This window comes from bacterium SCSIO 12844 (assembly GCA_024397935.1).
Taxonomy (GTDB): Bacteria; Pseudomonadota; Gammaproteobacteria; order Francisellales; family Francisellaceae; genus M0027.
This window is the reverse complement of record CP073743.1, coordinates 965,094-988,431: the sequence shown is the minus strand read 5'-3', so window position 1 is coordinate 988,431 and position 23,338 is coordinate 965,094. Positions and strand designations below refer to the sequence as shown.

The following is a 23,338-nucleotide window of genomic DNA, read 5'->3' as shown; positions in this document are numbered from 1 at the left end:
ATGATGTACAATACTGATGATGTACGTATTACGGGCAAACGTGCATTAATTCCTGCACTTGTAATCATTGAAGAATTACCAATTACTGATAAAGCATCGCAGACAATTTATTTAAGTAGACAAGAAGTTCATAACTGTTTATATGGTGAAGATGATCGTTTAGTTGTTGTTGTTGGGCCTTGCTCAGTTCATGATTTAGATGCGGCATTAGAGTATGGCGAAAAACTACTTCAAGAGTCTAAACGCTTAAATGAAGATTTAGTCATTATCATGCGTACTTATTTTGAGAAACCAAGAACAACTGTTGGCTGGAAAGGCTTTATTAATGATCCTGATTTAAATGATAGCTTTAATATTAATAAAGGCTTACGTCTAGCTCGCCAATTACTATTAGAACTTTCCGATCAAGGCCTACCTTGTGGAACTGAGTTTTTAGATGTGATTAGCCCACAGTATATTGGTGATTTAGTTTCTTGGGGGGCTATTGGCGCACGTACAACAGAAAGTCAAATTCACCGCCAACTTGTTTCAGGTTTATCTTCCCCAGTTGGTTTTAAAAATGCAACTGATGGTAATATTAATATTGCCATTGATGCAATTCATGCTGCACAATCTCCACATCATTTCTTATCAGTTTCGAAAGAAGGTAATACGGCTATTTTCCAAACTGGTGGAAACCAAGATACCCATATCATACTTCGTGGTGGTAAAAGTGGTCCAAACTATGATCGTGATACCATTATCCAATCAACCGAACACCTAGATAAACTTAAGCTTCAACCTCGCTTAATGATTGACTGCAGCCATGGTAATAGTAAAAAAGATTACCGCAACCAACCTAAAGTTGTTGATAGTATTTATGAACACTTAAGTACACCAGAGACAACAGATAAAGTATTTGGTGTTATGATTGAAAGCCATCTACTTGAAGGCAACCAATCTATCCATGATAAGCCATTAGTTTATGGTAGAAGTATTACGGATGCTTGCGTGTCATGGGATATGACTGTTGAGATGCTTGAAAAGCTTGCCGAAGGTGTTAGAGCACGACGCAAGTTATAGAAAATAAAACAAAATAAGGTTAATCAATGAAACCCTATGCTCAATCTTTTATTGATATCTCATTAGAAAAAAATGTACTTAAATTTGGTGAGTTTACACTTAAATCTGGCAGAAAAAGCCCTTATTTTTTTAATGCTGGACTTTTTAATGATGGTGAAGCTTTATTTGAAATTGCTGACTGTTATGCACAAAGGTTATTAGAAAGTAACCTTGAGTTTGATATACTTTTTGGCCCAGCTTATAAAGGCATCCCATTAGTCAGTGCCATCTCTGTCGCACTTGCCTCAAAATATAATAAAAATGTTGGCTTTGCTTTTAATCGCAAAGAGAAAAAAGATCATGGTGAAGGTGGCAATCTAATTGGTGCTGATATGAATAATAAACGTGTTATTATCGTTGATGATTTAATTACAGCAGGCACTGCAATTGATGAGAGTATGACTTTATTAAAGCCAGTTAATGCTAATGTAACTGGCATTTTATTAGCATTAAACCGCCAAGAAGTTGGTAAAGATCTTAATTCATCTGCTGTTAGTCAAATAGAGTCTAATTACCAGACACCTGTTTTTAGCATTATAAACTTTGATGATATAATCCATTTTGTTCAATCAAAGCCTGATTTTAAAAGTTACGATCAAGCATTACTTAGCTATCGTAAGCAATATGGTGTTTAAAACATATCTTTATTTAGTATTATTAACTATTCATTTATCAAAGCATTCACTATGCTTAAATCATCTGCATAAGTCACTTTAATATTTTTTGGTGAGCCAACAACTATCTCAACTAAATGACCACAAGCTTCTAATGCTGAAGCCTCATCAGTTACTTGAATATTTTTCTTTTTACAATGTGCTAATGCATTGAATAAAACATCATATTTCATCGTCTGCGGCGTTAATGCTCGATATAGATCAGAACGATCCACTGTTTTGATAACCTTGTTGTTATTTACCTGTTTAATTGTATCAGCTACTTCAGCAACTAAAATCACCCCCAAAGCATCATTTAAATTAACTGCTCTATTATTTAAGCGATCAATATCACAAGGATCAACCAAGGGCCTTGCGACATCATGCACACAAATAAAGTCATGATGCTTGATTTTATCTTTTAGAAATAATAAGCCTTGATAGACTGAATCTGCTCTACTTTGGCCACCTATACAAGTTAAAATAGGTTTTGATGACTGAATTTTTAGTTGCTTAAAATCGGTATCTTGAGCATTCAACGCAATAACAACACCATCAATAGACTCTGCTTGTAAAACTGAATGAATTGTCATTTCTAAAATTGTTTTACCAAAATCAAGTTTTAAATATTGCTTCGGGCAATGAGCACTCATTCGTTGGCCAATACCTGCAGCAGGAATAACACACCACATAAAAATTTAACCTTAACTTTAGTTCTTATTATTATCTTTATCTAACGTAACATTCGGTGATACAAATTGATAATAAACTTCACCATCAGAAATCAAACCTAAATCTTTACGCGCCATTCCTTCAATCACATGGTCATTCTTCCTTAAACTCACCACTTCATCTTCTAATAGCTGATTTCTTAATAAATCTTTTTCGTTACTGGCATCTAATTTAGCATTTTCAATTTTGAGTATTTTTAATTGGCTATAGCCAGTTTCGCTATACCAGAACTCATATTGCAAAGCTAATAAGCAAATCACTAGAAAACTGCCAAATAGGAAATAGCGATTTAAATTAATAAATTTCATCAAAAACATCTACAGTTTGATTGTTAATTTATACAGAAACCTTCTCAAGTGCCTTAAATGCTTTTAAACCAGGATATAGCGCACGATCACCTAATAATGCTTCAATCCTTAACAGTTGGTTATATTTGGAGACTCGATCTGAACGGCATAATGAACCTGTTTTAATTTGTCCTGCATTCGTTGCAACTGCCAAATCTGCAATGGTTGTATCTGATGTCTCACCTGAACGATGTGAAATTACAGCTGTATAATCATTTTCTTGTGCCATATGAATTGCATCTAGTGTTTCTGTTACAGATCCAATTTGATTAAGTTTAATCAAAATTGAATTAGCAATACCTTTATCTATACCTTCTTTTAAAATTTTTGTATTGGTAACAAATAAATCATCACCAACTAATTGAATTCGATTACCTAAGCGCTCTGTTAAGAGTTTCCAACCATGCCAATCATCTTCAGCCATACCATCTTCAATGGTAATAATTGGGTATTTATCAACCCAATTTTCCAAATAATCAACAAATGCTTCTGCTGATAACACTTTATTTTCTGAAGCCAAATGATATTGGCCATCCTTATAAAATTCACTACTTGCTAAATCAAGACCAATAAAGATATTTTCTCCTGCAATATACCCTGATTTCTCAATTGCTTTAATAATCATCTCAACTGCAACTTCGTTTGATGGTAAATTTGGTGCATAACCACCTTCATCACCAACACCAACAACAGGATAGCCCTCATCAACTAAAACTGTTTTTAAGGTATGAAAAATTTCAGTACCCGCTTGTAAAGCCCTTGAAAATGAATCAAAGCCAGTTGGAATAATCATAAACTCTTGCATATCGACATTATTATCTGCATGCGCTCCACCATTTAATACATTCATCATTGGCACGGGCATTTGATAAGTTTCACTTGTGTTTGTTAAACTCTGAAATAACTCAACATGATAATCATTAGCTTTTGCTCTCGCTAATGCCATTGATACAGCTAATATTGCATTAGCACCTAAATTACTTTTATTTTCAGTACCATCTAAATCAATCATCACTTGATCAAGCACTTTTTGATTATCTGTATCCATACCTTCTAATTTAGAAGCAATTTGATTATTCACATTACTAACTGCAGTTAATACACCTTTACCTAAATAACGTTTAGGATCCTTATCTCTTAATTCTAAAGCTTCACGTACACCTGTTGAAGCACCTGATGGTACTGCAGAACGACCTGAAATACCATTACTTAATATAACATCAGCCTCAACGGTAGGATTACCTCTTGAGTCAAGAATTTCTCGTGCAATAATTTTTTCAATCTTAGCCATGATTTACGCTCCTAATATAAAAACTCATTTATTATAAATACAAAAAATTTGAATTACGCTTTTTTAACGACTTGATCAATTTGTTGTAACGTCTTTAACAACGCTTCAATTTGATACATCGGCCATGCATTTGGTCCATCACTTAATGCCTTATCCGGATCAGGGTGTGTTTCCATAAAAATACCTGCAACACCTACTGCAGTCGCTGCTTTTGCCAATACTGGCACAAATTCACGTTGCCCACCTGATGAAGTTCCCTGACCTCCAGGTAGTTGAACAGAATGAGTTGCATCAAATACCACAGGACAGCCAGTTTCAGCCATTACAGCTAATGAACGCATATCTGAAACTAGATTATTATAACCAAATGATGCGCCTCGCTCACAGACCATAATTTGTTGATTCCCAGAAGACTTAGCCTTATCAACAACATTCTGCATATCCCACGGTGCTAAAAACTGCCCCTTTTTAATATTAACTGGGATTCCCTGCGAGCATGCTTTTAAAATAAAATTTGTTTGACGACATAAAAAAGCGGGTGTTTGAATAACATCAACAACACTTGAAACTTCTTCTAGGGGGGAGTCTTCATGTACATCGGTTAAGACTGGTACATTTATCTTACTTTTAACTGTCTCTAAAATTCTTAAACCTTCTTCAACACCAAGCCCACGAAAACTCTTTAAGGAGGAACGATTTGCCTTATCATATGATGATTTATATATAAAATGAATACCTAATTTATCCGTGACTTCTTTTAAATAAGCTGCTGTATCTAATGCTAAAGCTTCACTTTCAACGACACAGGGACCAGCAATTAGAAAAAATGGTTTATCATGACCAACTTCAAATCCACATAATTGCATAATTAACATACCATCTAAGGGTTAAAGATGCCTATATTGTAAAGTAAAAGTGTTAAGAAATAAAATAGAAGTTTTTTAGCTTATTCAATCTAAAATCTTTAATAAAAAGAATACCCATATAATTAACTTTTAATATACGAACAGGGAAATTTACTAGTTATTTTATAGCAAATGTCTGATTATAATACATCCCGAAACTAACGTAATGGAGATCATTTATGATACACCTAAATCACAAGAGAAAATTATTTTTATCAACATTAATTAGTATGCCATTAATAAGTGCATCTACAATAAATATTTCATATGCTAAAGCTAATACAACCTTTAACAATTCAATTACTTCAACTGCAGCAGCCGACCCACAAATTCCTGCTATTTCTGATACTGTTTTAAACTTTAGTGTTAATGTGTTATTGCCTAAAACTTGGACTATTTCATCAACTGTAACTTATACACTTCAAGGACAGAAAAGTGATGGTAGTTGGAGTAACGTCTTTGGAGATGGTTCTCAGTCAAATACTTCTGTAACTTTATCTACAACAAATCCAACAAGAATCAGCGTTGTTGTTCCTCAGTTTAGTACATCAAACTTTAAGCATTACCGTTTATTATTTATGACGCCGACTTATCAAATGGCAGGTACAATCCCACTTAACTTTACAGTATCTGGTAGCAATTACTCTAATAATGGCTCATTACCTGGTAATACTTATAAATTACACTGGAGTGATTCAGGCCCAGTACCTGCTGATTTAGTTGGAAGTCCATCTAATGCAATTAATAAACCAACACATCCACCAAAAATACAAATCAACCCACAAACCAAACAAAAACAAATCTATGTTTGGAATGATAGAACTCAAAGCTATCAAGCATTTTTTATTCGAGGAATGGATTATGAACCAACACCTGTTGGTCAACCATTTACAGACGGCTCTATCAACGCTAATACTGCTCAAGGTGAAACTGTATACTTAGCTAATTTTAATAAAACTGGCGGTGGACAAATATGCCAACCGCTACCAAGTGGCCCTTTTGGTAGTCCTAACCAAAGCTATTGTTTTGATACTGATATGACCGGCTTTATGCATCAATATCTCAATAATACTGCACTAAAAGGTGCTGATAAACCTAATCAATTGCTTATTCAAATGTGGAATCGAGATTTAAGCCTTATGCAGGCAATGGGTGTTAATACAATCCGTATTTATCATATTGACCCACTGGTTAGAAATATGACAACTTTTCTAAACCTTGCTCATAGTTATGGTATTTATGTTATTATGCCAGCGCCTGAGCCTAATAGTTCTCAAACTTACAATAATAGCCCACTAACAGGAAAGCTACTTAATTGGAGTCAAATGACCTCAACAAAAAATGGTCAACCATGGAGTGCTTTAATGCAGTTATCACTAGCTAAATATGCTGGCAATCCTGATATTTTAGCATGGGCTGTAGGTAATGAAACATTTGCTGATACAAATGCTGATGCAGCTAAAGTTGTTCGCCTATTAGCTAGAACAATTAAACAATATGATCCTAATATTTTAGTTACAATTACAAATCAAGATCACTATGCTAGCGTTTCTGACTGGCAAAAATATTGGAATGTATTTGCAAAATCCGACGGTTCTGGCAGCTATATTGATTTTTATTCCGTTAATACATACCGTGGTATGGGACCAAAGCCTCAAGATTTTAACCTATCTGCATTAGATACCTTTTTTAATACTTATAATAGTATGCCTGAAAAAATCAAATTACCATTATTTATCTCTGAATGGGGAAAATATGATACCTATGACTGGGGTAGTTTTGCTAACCTATGGGGCTATGACTTATTCTGGCGTAAAATTCTATTAACTGCTCAGAAAATGAATATTTTAGGCGCTGCTTATTTTGAGTTTTCTGATGAGCCTGTGGTTAAAAACTTAACTAACCAGCATTATATGGGCGTTGTCTCTTATAAATTAGGTGATGGTTATAGTACCAACCCAATGACAGCCGATACGGTTGTTTTAAAAACCTCTCAATATGAAGGTGTTAAATCAGGCAATGATGGCATTGATCAACAATATCCAAAAATAAATGTTGGTATTTTTGATTCGTTTATTGGCGATAATACACATAAAGCGTGTTATTTAGATGGAACTTGCTGGCTAAATGTTATGGATCCAGCATTTGATCAGAGTAACCCTATACCTAATATCTCTTATTGTGCTTATAGCGAATCACCCTCACCCGAAGCAATGAATGATCGTTGTATGAAACTTGATGTAAAAGCGCAATCAGTTTCAGCATATAAAATTAACATTACGCACCCACAAGGTGAAACTATAAAATTAGTATCATTAAATGGCTCTATATTAAAAGCAAATGCAGATGGTAGCTATACTGCTACTTCAACAGGTGCATTAACAATCACTTTAGATAATGCTAATGCATTAATCGGCTATAGTACATTAGATGGTATTAATACAAATCCACCCAGTGGTTCAAACAATACCCTCTTATCTACTAATTTTAATGGTGGTATTGTGACATCCTATGATCAGTCAGCTGGCGAAGTTAACATTGCATTACCGCCAACTAGTTAATTACTATAATGACACAAGGCTATGGATAGCATTTCTTCTAAATATATAAAACACATACCAGCCACTTATAATAAATAAAACAAACAAAAGCATTAATACTTGCACATCATAGTTTAATAAATTGTGATAATAATTTTCTTCAATATCTAAAACTACACCGCTAAATAATTGGCCAACTTCAGTTACTGCTGTAATAATCATATTTGTTACAGCAATACCTATGCCGGATATTGAAATATCACAAATCTGATTAAAGCATTGCCAAACAATAACTTGAACTGATGAAAATAACCCAAACGTAAAAATTAATAAGGTTAAATGATGAATAGCTAAATTAGGTAAAAAGCCAATCATTAATATATTAATCAATAGCATAGCTAAAAAAACTGATACAACCTGGTTTAACCAGTTTAATTTGGTTGCAACATAAACAATTAATGGTGAACATACTATCCAGCCTAATAATAAAACACTAATTAATGTTGCTGCTTGATACTGGCTCTTATGAAACATTTGATTAAAAAAATAAACACCATACTGAGAAGTAATCACAACCGTTGGTACATAAATACAACCTGCCCATATTGCATTGAGCCAAATTAACTTATTTTTTAGTAATTTTAGCATACCCTTTTTTATCGCTTGAATATTTGGTAAAAGCTGATTTTTCAACTTAGTTCTAGGAATTGCTAGCCAAAAAAAACAAGCTAAAGGTATGCTTAACAAACCTGATAAGATAAAAATACTTTGCCATAAAACTTTGTAACTACTAAAAAATACGCTAATTTGTTGCGAAAGAACAGCAGCAATTGTCCCAAGTGAAATAACAACACTTGCAAACAACCCAAAATAACGCCTTGGTAAATATTCATGAGACAGTTTTAAAATGCCAACAAAAGCAAATGAAGATCCAAGACCAACTAATAATCGACTAATCAATGCCAAATAATAATCACCAATTATGAATAATGCACTACCAAATCCGCATATAATTGTTGCGACCATCAAACACCGTCGACTCCCAAATCTATCAAGTAAGATTCCAGCTGGAATCTGCATAATTAAGTAAGTTAAGTTATAGCTTGATACTAAAAATGAAAAACCTAAATGAGAATTAATATGAAAATAGCTAGTAATTTCATTTTGATAAGCACCAGTTAAAATCCTTAAAAAAAACTCATAACAGTAAAATAAAATCCCAGCGATTAATACCCAACCAGTCCGTTGCAACCAATAAAGTCGATAATAAACACTTAGTTTTGATAACCACACTGTGGCAATTACTCCAACTCATTGAAGTTAATAATGTTTCATGTAATCAACATCATAACTGAACTATGATAAAACTCAAATAGATTTAGATTTAAAGTTAAATCAATACGCTTGAAACAATCACTCAACATGCTCTAATAAATATTGTTTGTAATCCTGTAAAAAAAGCATTAATGAAAGTGTAATTCCAATAAGCATTAATATACCAAATATATAGAATGTATGAATTGAGATTAATGAACAGACAAAAATACCAATACCGCCAGAGCAATATAATGCTAATGAGAAGACACTTGATGCAGCATTATGTCCAGTTTTAATATCTCGATAACCTAAAACACTCACAACAGGAAATATTGCAACAACTGCAAAATTAGCCAATGCACCTGGAATAACCCACCACCAATAGGATAAGCGTGTTTCTAATAATACAAGACTTAATATAATGGCGATAATACCACCAGCAACAAACATAATACTACTAATATAAAAAACTGACTTATAGGTTAATTTACTATAAATTAATCTACTCATTAATGGACCTAGCATGCCCGGTAATAACATTGGAAATAATATATAACCAATAATATAAGGTTTTAAAGCATAAGCATCAGTTAACCAAAATGGCACTGAAATAAGAACACTTTGTGCAAAAAAGGAGAATATGCCTAATATCAATACATTATTTCTAAATGATTGAATTTTAAAATGCGTAAACATCGTTACTATATTTTTTACAAGTGTACGCTTTTCTACTACTTCTTTTTGTTTTGGAAGCCTAGATGCAATGATAATTAAAATAATCGTTAAAACAGGTAATATATAAAATACACTACGCCAATGGATATGTTCTGCTAAATATCCAGAAATAAATGGTGCAATCCACGCACTAAAATAACCACCAAACATGCCATAAGTTAAAGCCTTTTGAACTAGGCTCTTATCTTTTAAATAAACAAATGGAAAGGTTCTACCAACTACAACAAAAGCAGAAGATAGCGAACAGGCTGCAATGAATAATAATCCAAACATATAAATATTCGTAGAAAACGATAAAATAACATTCAGAATAATAAAAATGATGCCATTAACTAAAATAAATTTTCTTAGCTCAAAGTTATCAATAATAGGTCCCCAAAGCATAGGAAAGCAACCAGATAAGAAAAATGCAATTGAAAATATCTGTTGAATATTTTGACTTGAGGTTTCAAAGTAATTAGAAAGTAAAGCAACAATTGGTAATGATACTTTTACCATTGCCCAGTACATGCCAAATAAAATAGGCGGTGTAAATATTATCAATCGTTCATTTTTCATTTTTTTCACTTTAGATTTATTTTTTTGTTAAATTTAATTATAGTTAATTGTCAAAAATTAAGCAGGTCGGCATTATGCCATAAGATTTGCTATAAATTAACCAAAGGTAATTTAATTAAACATATGAGAATACCAAGAATTTATATAGCTGACATATCAGAAAATAATAAGACAATTCAATTAACTAATGAAGTAAATCATTATCTTATTAACGTGCTACGATTAAAAGCCAATCATCCTGTTATCCTATTTAATGGCACTGATGCAGTCGAATTTCATGGTCTAATTACAGAAATATCTAAAAAAAGAACCACCATCGAAATTACTCAAATAATACCTATAAATAACTTGCCACCGATTAATATTCACCTATTACAGGCACTATCAAAAGGTGATCGTTTTGATTATGCCATTCAAAAAGCAACTGAATTAGGTGTTGCTAGTATTACCCCTTTAATTACTGAGCGAGTTGATGTCAAATTATCAGCTGAACGTTTAACAAAAAAAATTCAACACTGGCAAAAGATCGTTATTTCAGCTTGTGAACAATCTAATCGAGTTATTATTCCTAAAATAGAGCAACCACTTGAATTAGCCAAATTTCAAAAACCTTGCGATACTTTAGCATTTATTTTATCACCTTATACTGAAAAAAAATTAAGCCAATATGCGGATAAATCATCTAATAATATTTATATTATCATAGGTCCTGAAGGTGGTTTAACGGATGCTGAAATATTCAATGCTGAAAAACTTGGTATATTTAGTATCAACTTAGGGCCGCGTATTTTACGTACTGAAACTGCACCTGTTGCTATGATTAGTTTAATTGAATACCTCTGGGGTGACTTTTAAACCTGGTAAGTAATTTATCTTTTCGATACAATAAGACCACACAAAATAAAGTCTAAGTTTAAAAGATATATTATGAGTCAGTCATTAAGTTATAAAGAAGCTGGTGTTGATATTGATGCTGGTAATACACTTGTTAAACGCATCGGTCAATATGCTAAAGCAACGCATAGAAAAGAAGTTTTAACTGGGCTTGGCGGATTTGGTGCTTTATTTGAATTACCATTAAATAAATATCAAAACCCTGTTTTAGTCTCAGGCACTGATGGCGTTGGCACAAAGCTAAAGCTAGCACTAGAACTTAATAAACATGGTTCAATCGGTATTGATTTAGTTGCAATGTGTGTTAATGACTTAATCGTTACAGGTGCTGAGCCTTTATTTTTTCTAGACTATTATGCAACAGGTCAACTCGATGTTAATACGGCTGAGTCAGTAATCAAAGGTATTGCCGAGGGTTGTCATCAAGCAAACTGCTCATTAGTTGGTGGTGAAACGGCTGAGATGCCTGGGATGTACGCTAAAGATGATTATGATTTAGCTGGGTTTTGTGTTGGTATTGTTGAAAAAGATGAGATTATATCAGGGCAGTATATTCAACCAGGTGATACATTAATTGCACTGAGCGCCTCAGGCATTCACTCAAATGGTTACTCTTTAGTTAGAAAGGTTATCGAATATTCCAATGCTGATTTATCTGAAACTTTTGAAAACACAACCTTAGGTGACACTTTATTAAAGCCAACTAGAATCTATGTTAATAGCATTTTAGAATTAATTAAAAAACATACTATTAAAGGTGTTGCACATATCACAGGTGGGGGCATTACCGAAAATTTACCTCGAGTTTTACCTGACTATCTCAATGCTGAGATTGATTTATCTAGTTTTCAATTACCTGGTATTTTTCAGTGGTTAAAAGATAAGGGTAATATTGAAACGAATGAAATGTTAAAAACGTTTAACTGTGGCGTTGGCATGATTTTATGTGTTCCAGAAGATGAAGCTTCAGCAATTATTGATACTGCCGCAAGCTTAGGAGAAACTGTTTGGCAAATTGGTCATATTGAGCAATCAGAACAGCAAATACCTGAAGTTATTTATCATTATGACTAAAAAAAAGTTAATTGTTCTAACATCTGGTAATGGCAGCAATCTTCAAGCAATTATTAACCAAATAGAGCAAGGTATTATTTCTGCTAATATTCAAGCTGTTATCTCTAATAAAGATAGTTACTCCTTAATTCGCGCTAAAAATCATCAAATAGCGGCAATTTATTTATCTCACAAAGACTATTCAACTAGAGAAAACTATGATCAAGCATTAATTAAAGCAATCTTACCCTATAAGCCTGATTTTATTATCTTAGCTGGATTTATGCGTATATTAACACCTCACTTTATTCAAGCTTTTAAAAATAAAATCATTAATATTCATCCATCGCTATTACCTAAATACAAAGGCTTACATACGCATAAACAGGCGCTTGAAAATAAAGATAAAGAGCATGGAACATCCGTTCATATCGTTACTGAAGCACTTGATGCTGGTACAGTAATAGCACAAGCAAAGCTTGCAATTAATAAAGATGATACAATTACTTCTCTTGAGAGTCGTATCAAAGAATTAGAGTATCAATTATACCCTGAAGTCATTCGTAGATTATGTAATGATGAGTTAGTGATTTAAAATACTAATATCTTCAACTAAAATATTCATTAAGCACCTTTATAATTAATATATTATAAACTGACAGGCTATTAAATCATGTTTAATGTTATTGATAACGGAAAGTATTTACATATCAGCGTTAGTGGTAAATTAACTCACGAAGATTATATTCAATTTTTGATTCCAACGCTTGAAGATGCCATTACAAAGTATGGAAAACTTCGCCTTTTACTAGAAGTAACTAACTTTAATGGCTGGGAATTACAAGCTGCTTGGGATGACTTTATCACTGGCATTAAACACCGAAAAGATTTTCAAAAAATTGCCATCGTTGGCGAAGATATATGGCAAGAAATGCTTAGTAAATTATTCTCTATATTTGTTTATGCTGATATGAAATATTTTTCTGAAGATGACATGGAACGAGCAATTAACTGGATAAACGATTAGTTTTGATTTTAAAGCTTGATTTTCTTATTAGTTCTACTATAGAATTCATTCATAATTATCATTATTTAATAACTAAAAGGCATACACTGAAGATGAACAACATAGCATAAAACTTAAAACTATGATTTTCACAATGACTCTAATGCTATGAGGTTTACTTTATGCAATTATCACAAACACCTTTAAATCAAATTATTAAAAAAAGCTTTCAAGTTAGTTTATCTGTTGGTATGACACGATTTGTTCAAATGATATCAGCATTCATTGGCATGCTAATGGTTGCTCATCTTGGACATGATCAGTTAGCTGCCAGTGCGCTAATTACACCAATTCAAGCACTAATTTTTGTTATTGGCGCATCATTAATTACAGCTGTTGGTATTTTAGCGGCTAAAGCATTTGGTGCTAAAGAAAATGAAAATGCGGGTAAATGTTTTAGAAATGGTATTGTTATCGCACTTGGTTTAAGCGTTGTTATTGATGTTATTTTATATAATGCAGATAAGATATTACTATGTTTAGGACAGCCCGAATCTTCTGTCATGTTGGCACAGCAATATTTTACTGTATTTATGCTTGCAGCACCCTTATTTATGTGTGTATTTGTTTTTCAACAGTTTTTGATAGCAGTCGATCGTAAACGATTGATTGTTTTGATGAGTTTTTTAAGTTTAATCGTTACCACCATCTTAGCTTATGGGTTGATTTATGGACACTTTGGCTTACCTAAATTAGGCATATCAGGCCTTGCATTATCTACAACAATTTGGGGGTTATTATCAGTTATTATTTATGCAACTTATCTTTTTAGTAATTCATATTTTTATCAATTTAATCTATTGACAAGCTTTGAAATTATTCAATTATCTCAGATCCAACAGATGCTTAAAATTGGCCTACCTATTGCACTTCAATCAGCAAGTGATATCTTAAGCTTTTTAGCCATTACATTTATGATTGGTTGGTTAGGTAATAATGACCTTGCCATTCAACAAGTTGTTAATCAATATTTCTTATTACTCGTTGTGCCTATTTTAGCGTTATCACAAACAAGCTCAATTTTAGTTGCACAATCTTATGGTGCTAAAAATGTTTCTGATATCAAACGCTATGGAAATACAATTCTAGTTATTGGGCTTTTCTTTGCATTGGTTGTTATGCTTTTATTTACTATCTTCCCTGATAAGCTTATTTTATTTTATGCTGGAACTGATCATGACTTTACACCTGAGTTAATGCATTTAGCAAGTACTATCCTTATTCTAACTGGCTCAAGATTATTTTTAGATACCATTATTGAAGTAAAAGTTGGTAGTCTTCGAGGCATCTTAGATGTTCACTTTCCAATGATTGTAAGCATTATTAACGCTTGGGTTATTTGTATCCCTTTAGCTTATATTTTCTGCTTTACATTTAATCTAGGCCTAATTGGCATTAGTATTGCAGGCATTATTATGATGTTTATTGGTGCCGTTATTTTATACTTGCGCTGGGCTTATAAATCTCAAAATATTGTGTGGAAAAGCTAAATCAATTTAAATTTTTTTCTATATTCATGCTTTATGGGCAATAAGTTTCATAAAATATCTTATCCTTGATTTACAGCTTTGACTTTGTTATGTTTGATTATTTATATTTAATGTAACTAATCTTGACAGGATATTCACCATATGAAAATCAGCTTAAATGTCAGCAGATCATGTAATATATCTTTAGATGATCAAATGTTTGATCAAATAGAAGTCGGCCCATTACTAACATGTGCAGCATTGGTAGTAAAATATACAACTTTAGAGGGTGAATCATTTGTCTACGCTAATCATTTAAACTCAGGAAACCTAAATAACTCTGCTAAGCAACACCTAGAAACAATTGCTAAAAATTCCCAACTTGGCAGTATTCAGGCATACTACTATACTGGACATGAAGACTTAGACGACTCAAACACTAGTGACATAGATAAAATTAATCAATCACTTAACACTCAAGTTACTATTCAATATAACAACACTGACGGCTGCCCATGTGCTAATATCTACTTAGATCAAACTCCAATAAAGATTCAATTTACAGATGAAAAAACTGATTTTGGAAATGATAAATCTGATATTTTGCTTGATAAATTCAAACCTTTACCTGCAATCCAAACTATGTCTGCTGAATTTAATAAACAGTTTAATGCTGAACTTAAAGATAAGCTATCACATATTATATTGGCTCAGCTTAAAGATATTGATGCTAATCAAGTTGAGATGCATAGTGAGTTATCAACACTTCATGAAAAATTAATGCAAATTGATCAACCAAATATTAATAACCTACAGCATGTATTAATTGATCTAGAAGATACTTTGCAAAGATTCAGTTTACCTGTTTCTGAGAAAATGAAAATAGAACTCCTTGATGCAAAACTACAGCTTAATCTACCATTTTTACCCACTCAAAGGCCTGATAACCCACATTTATTTTATCAACAAGAAAATATGCACCAAACACCTAATTTTCAAGCTGAAAATCAGAAATGTATTTAAGCTTCAATTTAAATTAACTGTCCACCTAAATCATAGTCATCGGTTTCAGTAATTTTAACTGTAGTAAACATACCTGGATGTAATTGAACATTTGCATCAATATTCACTGCAACAATACCATCGACTTCAGGCGCATCTGCTTTGGTTCTGCCAATTAAAATACCTTCTTCTTTATTCACTTCATCGATAATAATTTGCTGTGTGCTACCAACCTTTAGTCTTAACTTCTCTGCACTAATTTGTGCTTGAACTTGATGAAAACGTGCCAAACGCTCTTGTTTGATTTCTTCAGGAATATGATCTTTTAAGTGATTTGCTTTAGCACCATCAACATCAGAATAAGCAAAACAACCAACTCGATCTAATTGAGCCTCATATAAGAAATCTAATAACTCCTCAAACTCATCATCACTTTCTCCTGGAAATCCAACAATAAAAGTACTACGTATTGCTAACTCTGGACAAATAGCTCGCCAAGTTTTAATCCTATTTAATGTATTCACCGCATTCGCTGGGCGTTTCATGAGTTTTAAAATGCGCTGATTGGCATGCTGAAATGGAATATCTAAATAAGGTAATACTTTTCCTTCTGCCATTAAGGGGATAATATGATCGACATGTGGATACGGATAAACATAATGAAAACGTACCCAAATTCCTAATTCACCTAATGCTTTTGCTAAATCAGCTAAACGACTTTGATAAGTTTGGCCTTGCCAGTTCACTTCTTTATATTTTAAATCAACACCATAAGCACTGGTATCTTGTGAAATTACAAGTAATTCTTTAACGCCTGCTTTTGCTAAACGTTCAGCTTCTTTCATCACATCATCTAATGGACGTGAGTCGAGCTTTCCACGCATATCAGGAATAATGCAAAAAGTGCATTTATTATTACACCCTTCAGAGATTTTCAAATACGCATAATGTCTTGGTGTTAATTTAATGCCTTCTTCAGGCACTAATGAATCAAACTGCGCGCGCGCAATTGGAAAATATTCACGTACACTGCCAACAACTTCATCATAAGCATGTGCGCCTGTTACACCTAGTACATTTGGATATTGCTCTAATATTGTATTATCCCGTGAGCCTAAACAACCTGTTACTAAAACTTTACCATTTTCTCTTAACGCTTCCCCAATTGTATCTAAGGACTCTTTAACTGCATCATTAATAAAACCACAGGTATTAACAACTACCATATCCGCATCTTCATATGAACCTGATATTTGGTAGCCATCAACTCGTAACTGTGTCATTATTCGCTCAGAATCTACTAAATTTTTAGGACAACCAAGACTTACAAAACCAATCTTCGGTGCAACATTTTGCATAATCACTTCTCTTTATCTTTTTAATACGTATCTAATTATTCAACTATTATTCTGTTTTATAATCAAATTTTATTCTTTTATGCGCTAAAACAGGAAATTGCTGGCGCAACATGTTGAGATAGTTTAAATTAATTTCAGATAAAATAACACCCTCGCCGGTTTCTCTTTTTGCTAAAACTTCACCCCAAGGGTTAATAATCATACTATGACCAAAGGTACGAACTTTATCATTATCATGAAAACCAACTTGATCACTGGCTAACAGATAGCATTGATTTTCAATTGCTCTTGCTCTTAATAAAATTTCCCAATGCTTTTGCCCTGTCGTATAAGTAAACGCTGCTGGTAATAAAATAATTTCAGCACCTTGTTCAGACATTAGCCTAAATATTTCTGGAAACCTTAAATCATAACATATTGCAATACCTATACGACCAATTGGTGTATCAACAATACAAGGCGCATCGCCTTTTAGATAACGTGCTGATTCATTATACGTTTCATCATCTCCAATGGTTACATCGAATAAGTGCATTTTACGATAAACTGCTCGTCTCTGGCCCTCATTGTCCCACAAAATACAAGTATTATAAGCACGCTGATTATCATCGTCATCTGCAATTGCCAAAGAACCGCCTGCAATCCATAAATTATACTTATTTGCCATTTCAGAGATAAAATCTTGAATCCTACCACTACCTAATGGTTCTTTAACTGCTGTAATAAAGTCATTATTTTGTGAAAAACAAGCAAAAAATTCTGGCAATACAACCAACTTTGCACCAGATTCATATGCCTCTATAATATATTCTTTCGCCTTAATTAAGTTTAAACCAATAGATTCTGAAGAAGTCATTTGAATGACAGCAACCTGGTTCATCTACACATTCCCTATTGTGGTTTTTTATGATTATATCAAAACTTAAAAGCTATTTAGTAAAAAATTTCTGCTAACATACAGCGAACACTTCCACCACCAACAGTTTCAATTGTTGGTATATCACAGGGTACACGCACACAATACTGATCAATTACTTCCTTTTGACTTTCTTCTAAAGCATTATCCGCACACTTTGATAATAATAAAAAATGCTGGTTTTGATTATTTTTTAGCTCAAGTACATTAGCAGTCATTTGATACATCTGTTTATAACTTAATTCTATTATTACTTTATCAAGCTGATTTAAAGTTGATTTAACCATTGCACGTTCTTGCTCAGAGTAAATTGCCTCTAAACAGACAAATGCCAGTTTATCCCCAATACTCATCATCACATTGGTATGATAAATTGCTCTATTTTTTTGATCAACACTTGTAAATGAAACCAGTTTATAACCAAGCTTAGCAACTACTCGTTCAGCTAATGTAAGATCTGCCCTTTCAGATAATGATAAAAAAGCATGCTTTTTTGCATGATCAAATACAAAAACACCAGTTCCTTCTAAAGCTATATTGTTTGAATTTTCTCTAAAATCAATGATCTTATATTGTTTATTGGTATGCTCTAATAAAGCTTTTTCTAATAATGCTACCTGCACTTCAGCTTGGCGATTGGCTGAAAACATCGGATAAATAAATAAATAAGGTTCATTATCAATTAAGTGCGTACTAAACCAATTATTTGGAAAAACAGCATCCGGTGTTTTTTCTTTTGGTGAAGTTAATACAATCACATCAATACCAACTGCACGTATTTGACTGACCATTTGCTTAAACTCTTTTGTTGCTTTCGCAACAAGATCAGTTTCATCTACATCATGTTGAAATACATTATTTGAAGCTGTTTGTGAATTAAAAGCAAAATGCTTAGGTTCCACCATAACAACAGTATTAGCAATAAAGTCCATAGCTAGCACCTTATTATATTGATCTAACTAGTGGCATAGACATACATCTAGGCCCACCTCGTCCTCGAGAAAGTTCTGAGCATGGTATTTTATGCACTTTAATTCCAAAATTTTCTAATATTTGATTGGTCTTTTGATTTCTTTGGTAAACAAGTACCTCACCTGGCGCTACTGCTAATGTATTTGCGCCATCACTCCATTGCTCCCTAGAACCAGTAATACTATCTCGCCCACCACAATAAATAATTTGAATATCTTTATCTAATTCCGCAGATAAAATACTTTCAACAGAACCAGTTAAAAGCCTACAAGTAAGCCCTTTATGTTTAGATGGTGTTAACTTATAAACTTTTGTTTCTTCTGCAACACCTTGATGCATGATTAGTTTATTTGCATCAACTTGTGTTAATACCGTATCCAAATGCATAAATGCTCGAGAAGATGGTATATGAAATGCCAATACTTTCTTTATTTTATGATGGTTTTGATAGTCTAAGTTATAAAAAAGTTCCTGACATAAATTTTCAATTGCCTGTGTATCGGTTCTTTGAGAGACACCAATTGCTAAAGTTGTTTCATCCAATACTAAAATATCACCGCCTTCAATTGATGCTTTTGCATTATTCATATCAAGTAATTTATTATGTTTATATTGTGGGTGGTGCTTAAAAATACTTTCAATAAATAGGCTTTCTCGTTGACGTGTCTTAGTAGACATTTTATTTAAAGATATCATATTTCCAAAACTTGTTGCTGGATCTCGAGTAAAATATAAGTTTGGAATTGGCTGTAACCAAAATAAATCCGTTACATTTACTTGGCCACTTAAACTTGTATCATAATAATCTAACTCGGTTTTTTTAAGACCTGCCATTAGCTTTTGGCATAACGTTTGGCCTGAATAATCACTTAAATATTCTGTTAATGCATTAATTAATTTTGGTTCGGTGATATTTGATACTTTCAAAAACCGATGAATAAACTCAATATTGAGTGCTTTATCACTTAATACATCACCAACTAATTTTTCCAAATAAACAACATTTACACCCAAATCTTCTAATGTTTGCGCAAATGCATCATGTTCTAATTGAGCATTCTCTAAAAACGGAATGTCATCAAATAATAATTGATCTAACATCTCAGGGGTTAAATTATTTAACTCATTTGCAGGCCTTCTTAATAATACACACTTAAGTTTTGCTATCTCGCTTGTTATTTGAATATCAATAGGAGATGAAATTGTCTTATTCTCTATATTCTTTACATGAGATGCCATCTGTTTGCCTTGTATATCAATAGTCACTTTGTAAGTTCCTTAAAAAGTTTATTGTTTAACGCGTAGAAATGAAAGTTCTATTTTAATTTGTCTAATATTTTGTCAATTTAAAGACAGATTATTATATGCAAATTTTGATTCTATCTGTAAATGCTTTAAGAGTGAAGGATTTTGTAGACAAATGTGGTTTATATATTACTGGTTAATTTTTATAATATTAATTAAAATGAACTACTGTTCAATTGGCTATTTTTTTGTGATACCTCTAGCTCGCTATTATGAAACGGGTATGGTGCTTCTTGTTGATTTTCTTTATTATCAAGTAAATTAAGAAGTTGCTTGAAAGTATTATCATAGTTTTCTAGTGCAGATGATAAAGAAGCAGTATCTTTAGATATAATAGCTTCTTGTAACTCCTCACAGGCTCCAGTTAACATTTCATCGATTAATAAAACTTTTGAAGGAACTATTTCTTTAATCGCTTCTTTATCTTTGATTAAATCATTTATATTTTCAATGCAAGCTTTTGCTTTTGGCATCAAAAGTGCATTATTATAATCTTCATGATTAATATAGACTTTAGCATTACTATCAATTGCAAAATAACCGACATGATCAGGATTATCAACTTGGGTAATATTTACATTTAACTTTATATTCCTTATTTCTTGATAAGCTTTAAACCATGGTTCTAAATCATCCAAAATTAAGCTGATTTCATAATTATCTCCAATTTGCAGCATAACTGAGACATTATCATCATCATTCGTAGAGTTTAACATCTCTACGAATGAACAAGCAAAATATCTACCATCATTATAATAAGATTCATCTGACCCTGCTTTTAAAACAATGTTTCTATCTACAGATAACATTTGATTATATTCATTAAGTAAAATTTTACTATCTTCATTAAAACCATGCTCACTAATTGAGTGATGTAATGAAATTTGCTTTACCAGATTATCATTGCTTTTTACAATGATACCAATACCAACACAATAACTAATGGCGTTTGTTTGAAAAATAGCATAGTCATTATCAGCACAGCCGACACTAACTACACGCTGACTGCCAGTAAAGCCCTGACATTGCCCAAGATTATTTGTAACGAACATATTGAATTCCCCCCCGTATTAATTTTAAAAATTCATTTAAAATGGTAACATGCTTCACAAAAAATTACAATTTAAATCAATAATTGAACCAAGGTTGTGTATAAGCTTATTGTGGAAAAATATCTAAGCTATAAATCATTTCCAATATTTCGTATCTCAGCAAGATTTGTGCTTAAGTAATTTTTATATGTCATATAGGCTGGCTCGCTTGACTCTACATTTTTTTGTACAGTAGCAACAAAATCATACTTAGCTCTAATTTGAGTTAAATCAGAACTAATTGCCAAATAAGTATCAGCTTTTCCCCATTTACGACCAAATAGACCGCGCTTTGTACTAGCAGTTCTCTCAAGCAAATAAAAATACTTTGTTAAATTTTCGCTATCATCTTGATCTAAATCATCAATTTTATTAAAAATATAGTCTAATGTTTTATATTTATCTGTATTTTTATAACTCCTATCAGCCATATTTTTCATTGCTTTGGTAGTAGCATTTATTAAAGCAGCTTTTAATGAGTCTTTGAGCTGATTTTGTTCTTGTACTTGTGACTGCATTACTTCCACATTATCTACTACCTCAAGACTTCTTTTATATGCTTCTTTTAATATACCACCATTGCGATGAACTTTTTGTTCAAGCCGACCTAATTTTTGATTGCGCTGTTGCTGCTTTTCACCAATTCTTTCACTAATATCATCTAACTGTGTTTCTATTTCTAATTCTAAATCTTCAACAGAAGTAGTACCTGGCAATGCTACATCTCGTCCTTCATTTGCTAACTTCAAAAGTTCACTTTCATAAGCCATTTTTAAATTAAATGGACAATTATCTAAACGTTGAGAAGCAAATTTTTCTTTAGTTCTTGCATTACCACGTAACGCTTTAATACCTAAATTACTTTGATTTGCATTAATTGCATCTATGAAATAAAGAGACATTTCACCTGCTTGTAAGGGTGTTCGAATAAATGCTGTTTTACGATTAGTAATACAGTTATGAAAAATATTACTTAACACCTCTTCAAACATTTCTGAGTTTGTTTGATATGAATTTTTAAGTTTTGGAAAGTACTCACTATATTCAAACATATCAGAGCTGAAAATTTTATGAAAATCATTTCTATCATGGGGTTTTATCTTATTTGCAGATGTTGAGCTATATACTTGTTCAGAACCAACCACATACTCATATGCCATATCTTCTAAAAATCTAACTTGATTTTGTAAAATAATATTAGCTTCCTGCTTAATTTCTTTTATTTTATTATATTTACTTTGAAGCTCATCATATTGTTGAGTTAAATCATCTATTTCATGATTTAAACCATCTATTTTACTATTTAGGGAATCAATCTTTATTAATGGCTGATTTATATTTAAACGAGAATTTATTTTTTCTAAAGCATTTTGCCTTAACTTGCTAACATTCTGTTCAATTAAATATTCTGGAATATCTGGATATATTGTTTTTGCCATCATTTTTATAAAATTACTTAATTTATAATCATCAATTTCAACAATATGCTTTAATGTCATTTCTAGTAAAATTAGATTTGGAAGTGTATTTCGATCAACCTCAATATCATCTAATAAATTTTTACAATTATTTTCAAAGTGGTCATATGTTACATCTTCAATAAATAGTAAGTCACTATTACTTGATGGTTTATACCTGACTTCTTCAAGAAATTTTTTCATCCGCGCATTGTAAAAATCTTTTATACCTGAAATATTTCCTGAATATTGATCTTCAATACTACTTCCTATGCTATTAACAGTAAGACAACGGCGAGTAAATGCCACCTGACTCATAATTAAAACACTTTTAAAATGACTTAATAAATCTCGATATAGCATAATGCAACACCTCCATAGTTAAACTATATTCTCAATTCAGTTATATCTAATTTTTATCAGTGTGATTAATTAAAGTCATCTAATTTTTGAATTTACTTAATTAAAATAGAAACAAAATAATTACTTAAAATTAATAGTTGATTGATTACACATAAAAAAATGACTGATTATTTTGAAATAATTAAAAGTTGGAAAAGTCCAGCAAATCTCACT

General features: G+C 32.2%; 21 protein-coding genes. 9 read left to right on the top strand and 12 right to left on the bottom strand.

Features of this window, described 5'->3' with window-relative positions; genetic code table 11:
* Entirely contained in the window at positions 1 to 1,062 is a 1,062-nt protein-coding gene (locus KFE69_04795) for a 3-deoxy-7-phosphoheptulonate synthase (protein UTW43416.1), read from the top strand.
* Between the two features lie 26 nt (positions 1,063 to 1,088).
* Positions 1,089 to 1,736 carry an orotate phosphoribosyltransferase gene (pyrE, locus tag KFE69_04790; GenBank protein ID UTW43415.1) on the top strand — a complete coding sequence of 216 codons (648 nt, stop codon included), beginning with the start codon at positions 1,089 to 1,091 and terminating at the stop codon, positions 1,734 to 1,736.
* A 26-nt stretch (positions 1,737 to 1,762) separates the two neighbouring features.
* Here pyrE and KFE69_04785 read toward each other — a convergent pair whose 3' ends face one another.
* Genes KFE69_04785 through kdsA form a run of 4 tightly spaced genes read right to left on the bottom strand, consistent with a single transcriptional unit; the run spans position 1,763 to position 4,990 of the window.
* Positions 1,763 to 2,446 carry a 2-C-methyl-D-erythritol 4-phosphate cytidylyltransferase gene (locus tag KFE69_04785; GenBank protein ID UTW43414.1) on the bottom strand — a complete coding sequence of 228 codons (684 nt, stop codon included), beginning with the start codon at positions 2,444 to 2,446 and terminating at the stop codon, positions 1,763 to 1,765.
* Positions 2,447 to 2,464: 18 nt separating this feature from the next.
* Positions 2,465 to 2,794, bottom strand: a complete 330-nt coding sequence (locus KFE69_04780; protein UTW43413.1) for a septum formation initiator family protein — start codon at positions 2,792 to 2,794, stop codon at positions 2,465 to 2,467.
* A 28-nt stretch (positions 2,795 to 2,822) separates the two neighbouring features.
* Entirely contained in the window at positions 2,823 to 4,124 is a 1,302-nt protein-coding gene (gene eno, locus KFE69_04775; GenBank protein ID UTW43412.1) for a phosphopyruvate hydratase, read from the bottom strand.
* Positions 4,125 to 4,177: 53 nt separating this feature from the next.
* Positions 4,178 to 4,990, bottom strand: coding sequence for a 3-deoxy-8-phosphooctulonate synthase (gene kdsA / locus KFE69_04770; protein UTW43411.1), 813 nt, complete (start codon positions 4,988 to 4,990; stop codon positions 4,178 to 4,180).
* Between the two features lie 218 nt (positions 4,991 to 5,208).
* Here kdsA and KFE69_04765 point away from each other — a divergent pair, with 218 nt between their 5' ends.
* The gene (locus KFE69_04765; GenBank protein UTW43410.1) at positions 5,209 to 7,590 is read left to right on the top strand and encodes a hypothetical protein; all 2,382 of its coding nucleotides are present in this window, start codon (positions 5,209 to 5,211) and stop codon (positions 7,588 to 7,590) included.
* A 3-nt stretch (positions 7,591 to 7,593) separates the two neighbouring features.
* On the opposite strand, the gene KFE69_04760 is transcribed toward KFE69_04765, so the two are convergent.
* Positions 7,594 to 8,862, bottom strand: coding sequence for an MFS transporter (locus tag KFE69_04760; GenBank protein ID UTW43409.1), 1,269 nt, complete (start codon positions 8,860 to 8,862; stop codon positions 7,594 to 7,596).
* A gap of 120 nt (positions 8,863 to 8,982) precedes the next feature.
* Positions 8,983 to 10,179, bottom strand: coding sequence for an MFS transporter (locus KFE69_04755; protein UTW43408.1), 1,197 nt, complete (start codon positions 10,177 to 10,179; stop codon positions 8,983 to 8,985).
* 123 nt (positions 10,180 to 10,302) lie between these two features.
* Here KFE69_04755 and KFE69_04750 point away from each other — a divergent pair, with 123 nt between their 5' ends.
* The 6 genes from KFE69_04750 (at position 10,303) to KFE69_04725 (ending at position 15,684) form a co-directional block, all read left to right on the top strand.
* The gene (locus KFE69_04750; protein UTW43407.1) at positions 10,303 to 11,034 is read left to right on the top strand and encodes a 16S rRNA (uracil(1498)-N(3))-methyltransferase; all 732 of its coding nucleotides are present in this window, start codon (positions 10,303 to 10,305) and stop codon (positions 11,032 to 11,034) included.
* Positions 11,035 to 11,106: 72 nt separating this feature from the next.
* Positions 11,107 to 12,147, top strand: a complete 1,041-nt coding sequence (purM, locus tag KFE69_04745) for a phosphoribosylformylglycinamidine cyclo-ligase (protein UTW43406.1) — start codon at positions 11,107 to 11,109, stop codon at positions 12,145 to 12,147.
* Positions 12,140 to 12,721: a phosphoribosylglycinamide formyltransferase gene (gene purN / locus KFE69_04740; GenBank protein ID UTW43405.1), complete on the top strand. Its 582-nt coding sequence runs from the start codon at positions 12,140 to 12,142 to the stop codon at positions 12,719 to 12,721. Before purM ends, purN begins: the two co-directional genes overlap by 8 nt.
* A gap of 78 nt (positions 12,722 to 12,799) precedes the next feature.
* The gene (locus tag KFE69_04735) at positions 12,800 to 13,153 is read left to right on the top strand and encodes an STAS/SEC14 domain-containing protein (protein UTW43404.1); all 354 of its coding nucleotides are present in this window, start codon (positions 12,800 to 12,802) and stop codon (positions 13,151 to 13,153) included.
* Between the two features lie 161 nt (positions 13,154 to 13,314).
* A complete protein-coding gene (locus KFE69_04730; protein ID UTW43403.1) occupies positions 13,315 to 14,682 on the top strand; it encodes an MATE family efflux transporter in 1,368 nt (455 codons plus the stop codon).
* 141 nt (positions 14,683 to 14,823) lie between these two features.
* Positions 14,824 to 15,684 carry a hypothetical protein gene (locus tag KFE69_04725; GenBank protein ID UTW43402.1) on the top strand — a complete coding sequence of 287 codons (861 nt, stop codon included), beginning with the start codon at positions 14,824 to 14,826 and terminating at the stop codon, positions 15,682 to 15,684.
* A gap of 8 nt (positions 15,685 to 15,692) precedes the next feature.
* Here the strand turns inward: KFE69_04725 and rimO are convergent, their stop codons facing one another.
* The 6 genes from rimO to KFE69_04695 all read right to left on the bottom strand — a co-directional run bounded on the left by rimO (position 15,693) and on the right by KFE69_04695 (position 23,125).
* Positions 15,693 to 17,021 (bottom strand): 30S ribosomal protein S12 methylthiotransferase RimO, encoded by a 1,329-nt coding sequence (rimO, locus tag KFE69_04720; protein ID UTW43401.1) that lies wholly within the window; start codon positions 17,019 to 17,021, stop codon positions 15,693 to 15,695.
* Positions 17,022 to 17,067: 46 nt separating this feature from the next.
* Positions 17,068 to 17,901 carry a carbon-nitrogen hydrolase family protein gene (locus KFE69_04715; GenBank protein ID UTW43400.1) on the bottom strand — a complete coding sequence of 278 codons (834 nt, stop codon included), beginning with the start codon at positions 17,899 to 17,901 and terminating at the stop codon, positions 17,068 to 17,070.
* Between the two features lie 53 nt (positions 17,902 to 17,954).
* Entirely contained in the window at positions 17,955 to 18,869 is a 915-nt protein-coding gene (locus KFE69_04710; GenBank protein UTW43399.1) for a hypothetical protein, read from the bottom strand.
* A gap of 13 nt (positions 18,870 to 18,882) precedes the next feature.
* Positions 18,883 to 20,148 (bottom strand): arginine deiminase, encoded by a 1,266-nt coding sequence (locus KFE69_04705; GenBank protein ID UTW44010.1) that lies wholly within the window; start codon positions 20,146 to 20,148, stop codon positions 18,883 to 18,885.
* Positions 20,149 to 20,369: 221 nt separating this feature from the next.
* Positions 20,370 to 21,266 carry a hypothetical protein gene (locus KFE69_04700; protein UTW43398.1) on the bottom strand — a complete coding sequence of 299 codons (897 nt, stop codon included), beginning with the start codon at positions 21,264 to 21,266 and terminating at the stop codon, positions 20,370 to 20,372.
* 128 nt (positions 21,267 to 21,394) lie between these two features.
* Positions 21,395 to 23,125, bottom strand: coding sequence for a hypothetical protein (locus tag KFE69_04695; protein UTW43397.1), 1,731 nt, complete (start codon positions 23,123 to 23,125; stop codon positions 21,395 to 21,397).
* Between the last annotated feature and the right edge of the window lie 213 nt (positions 23,126 to 23,338).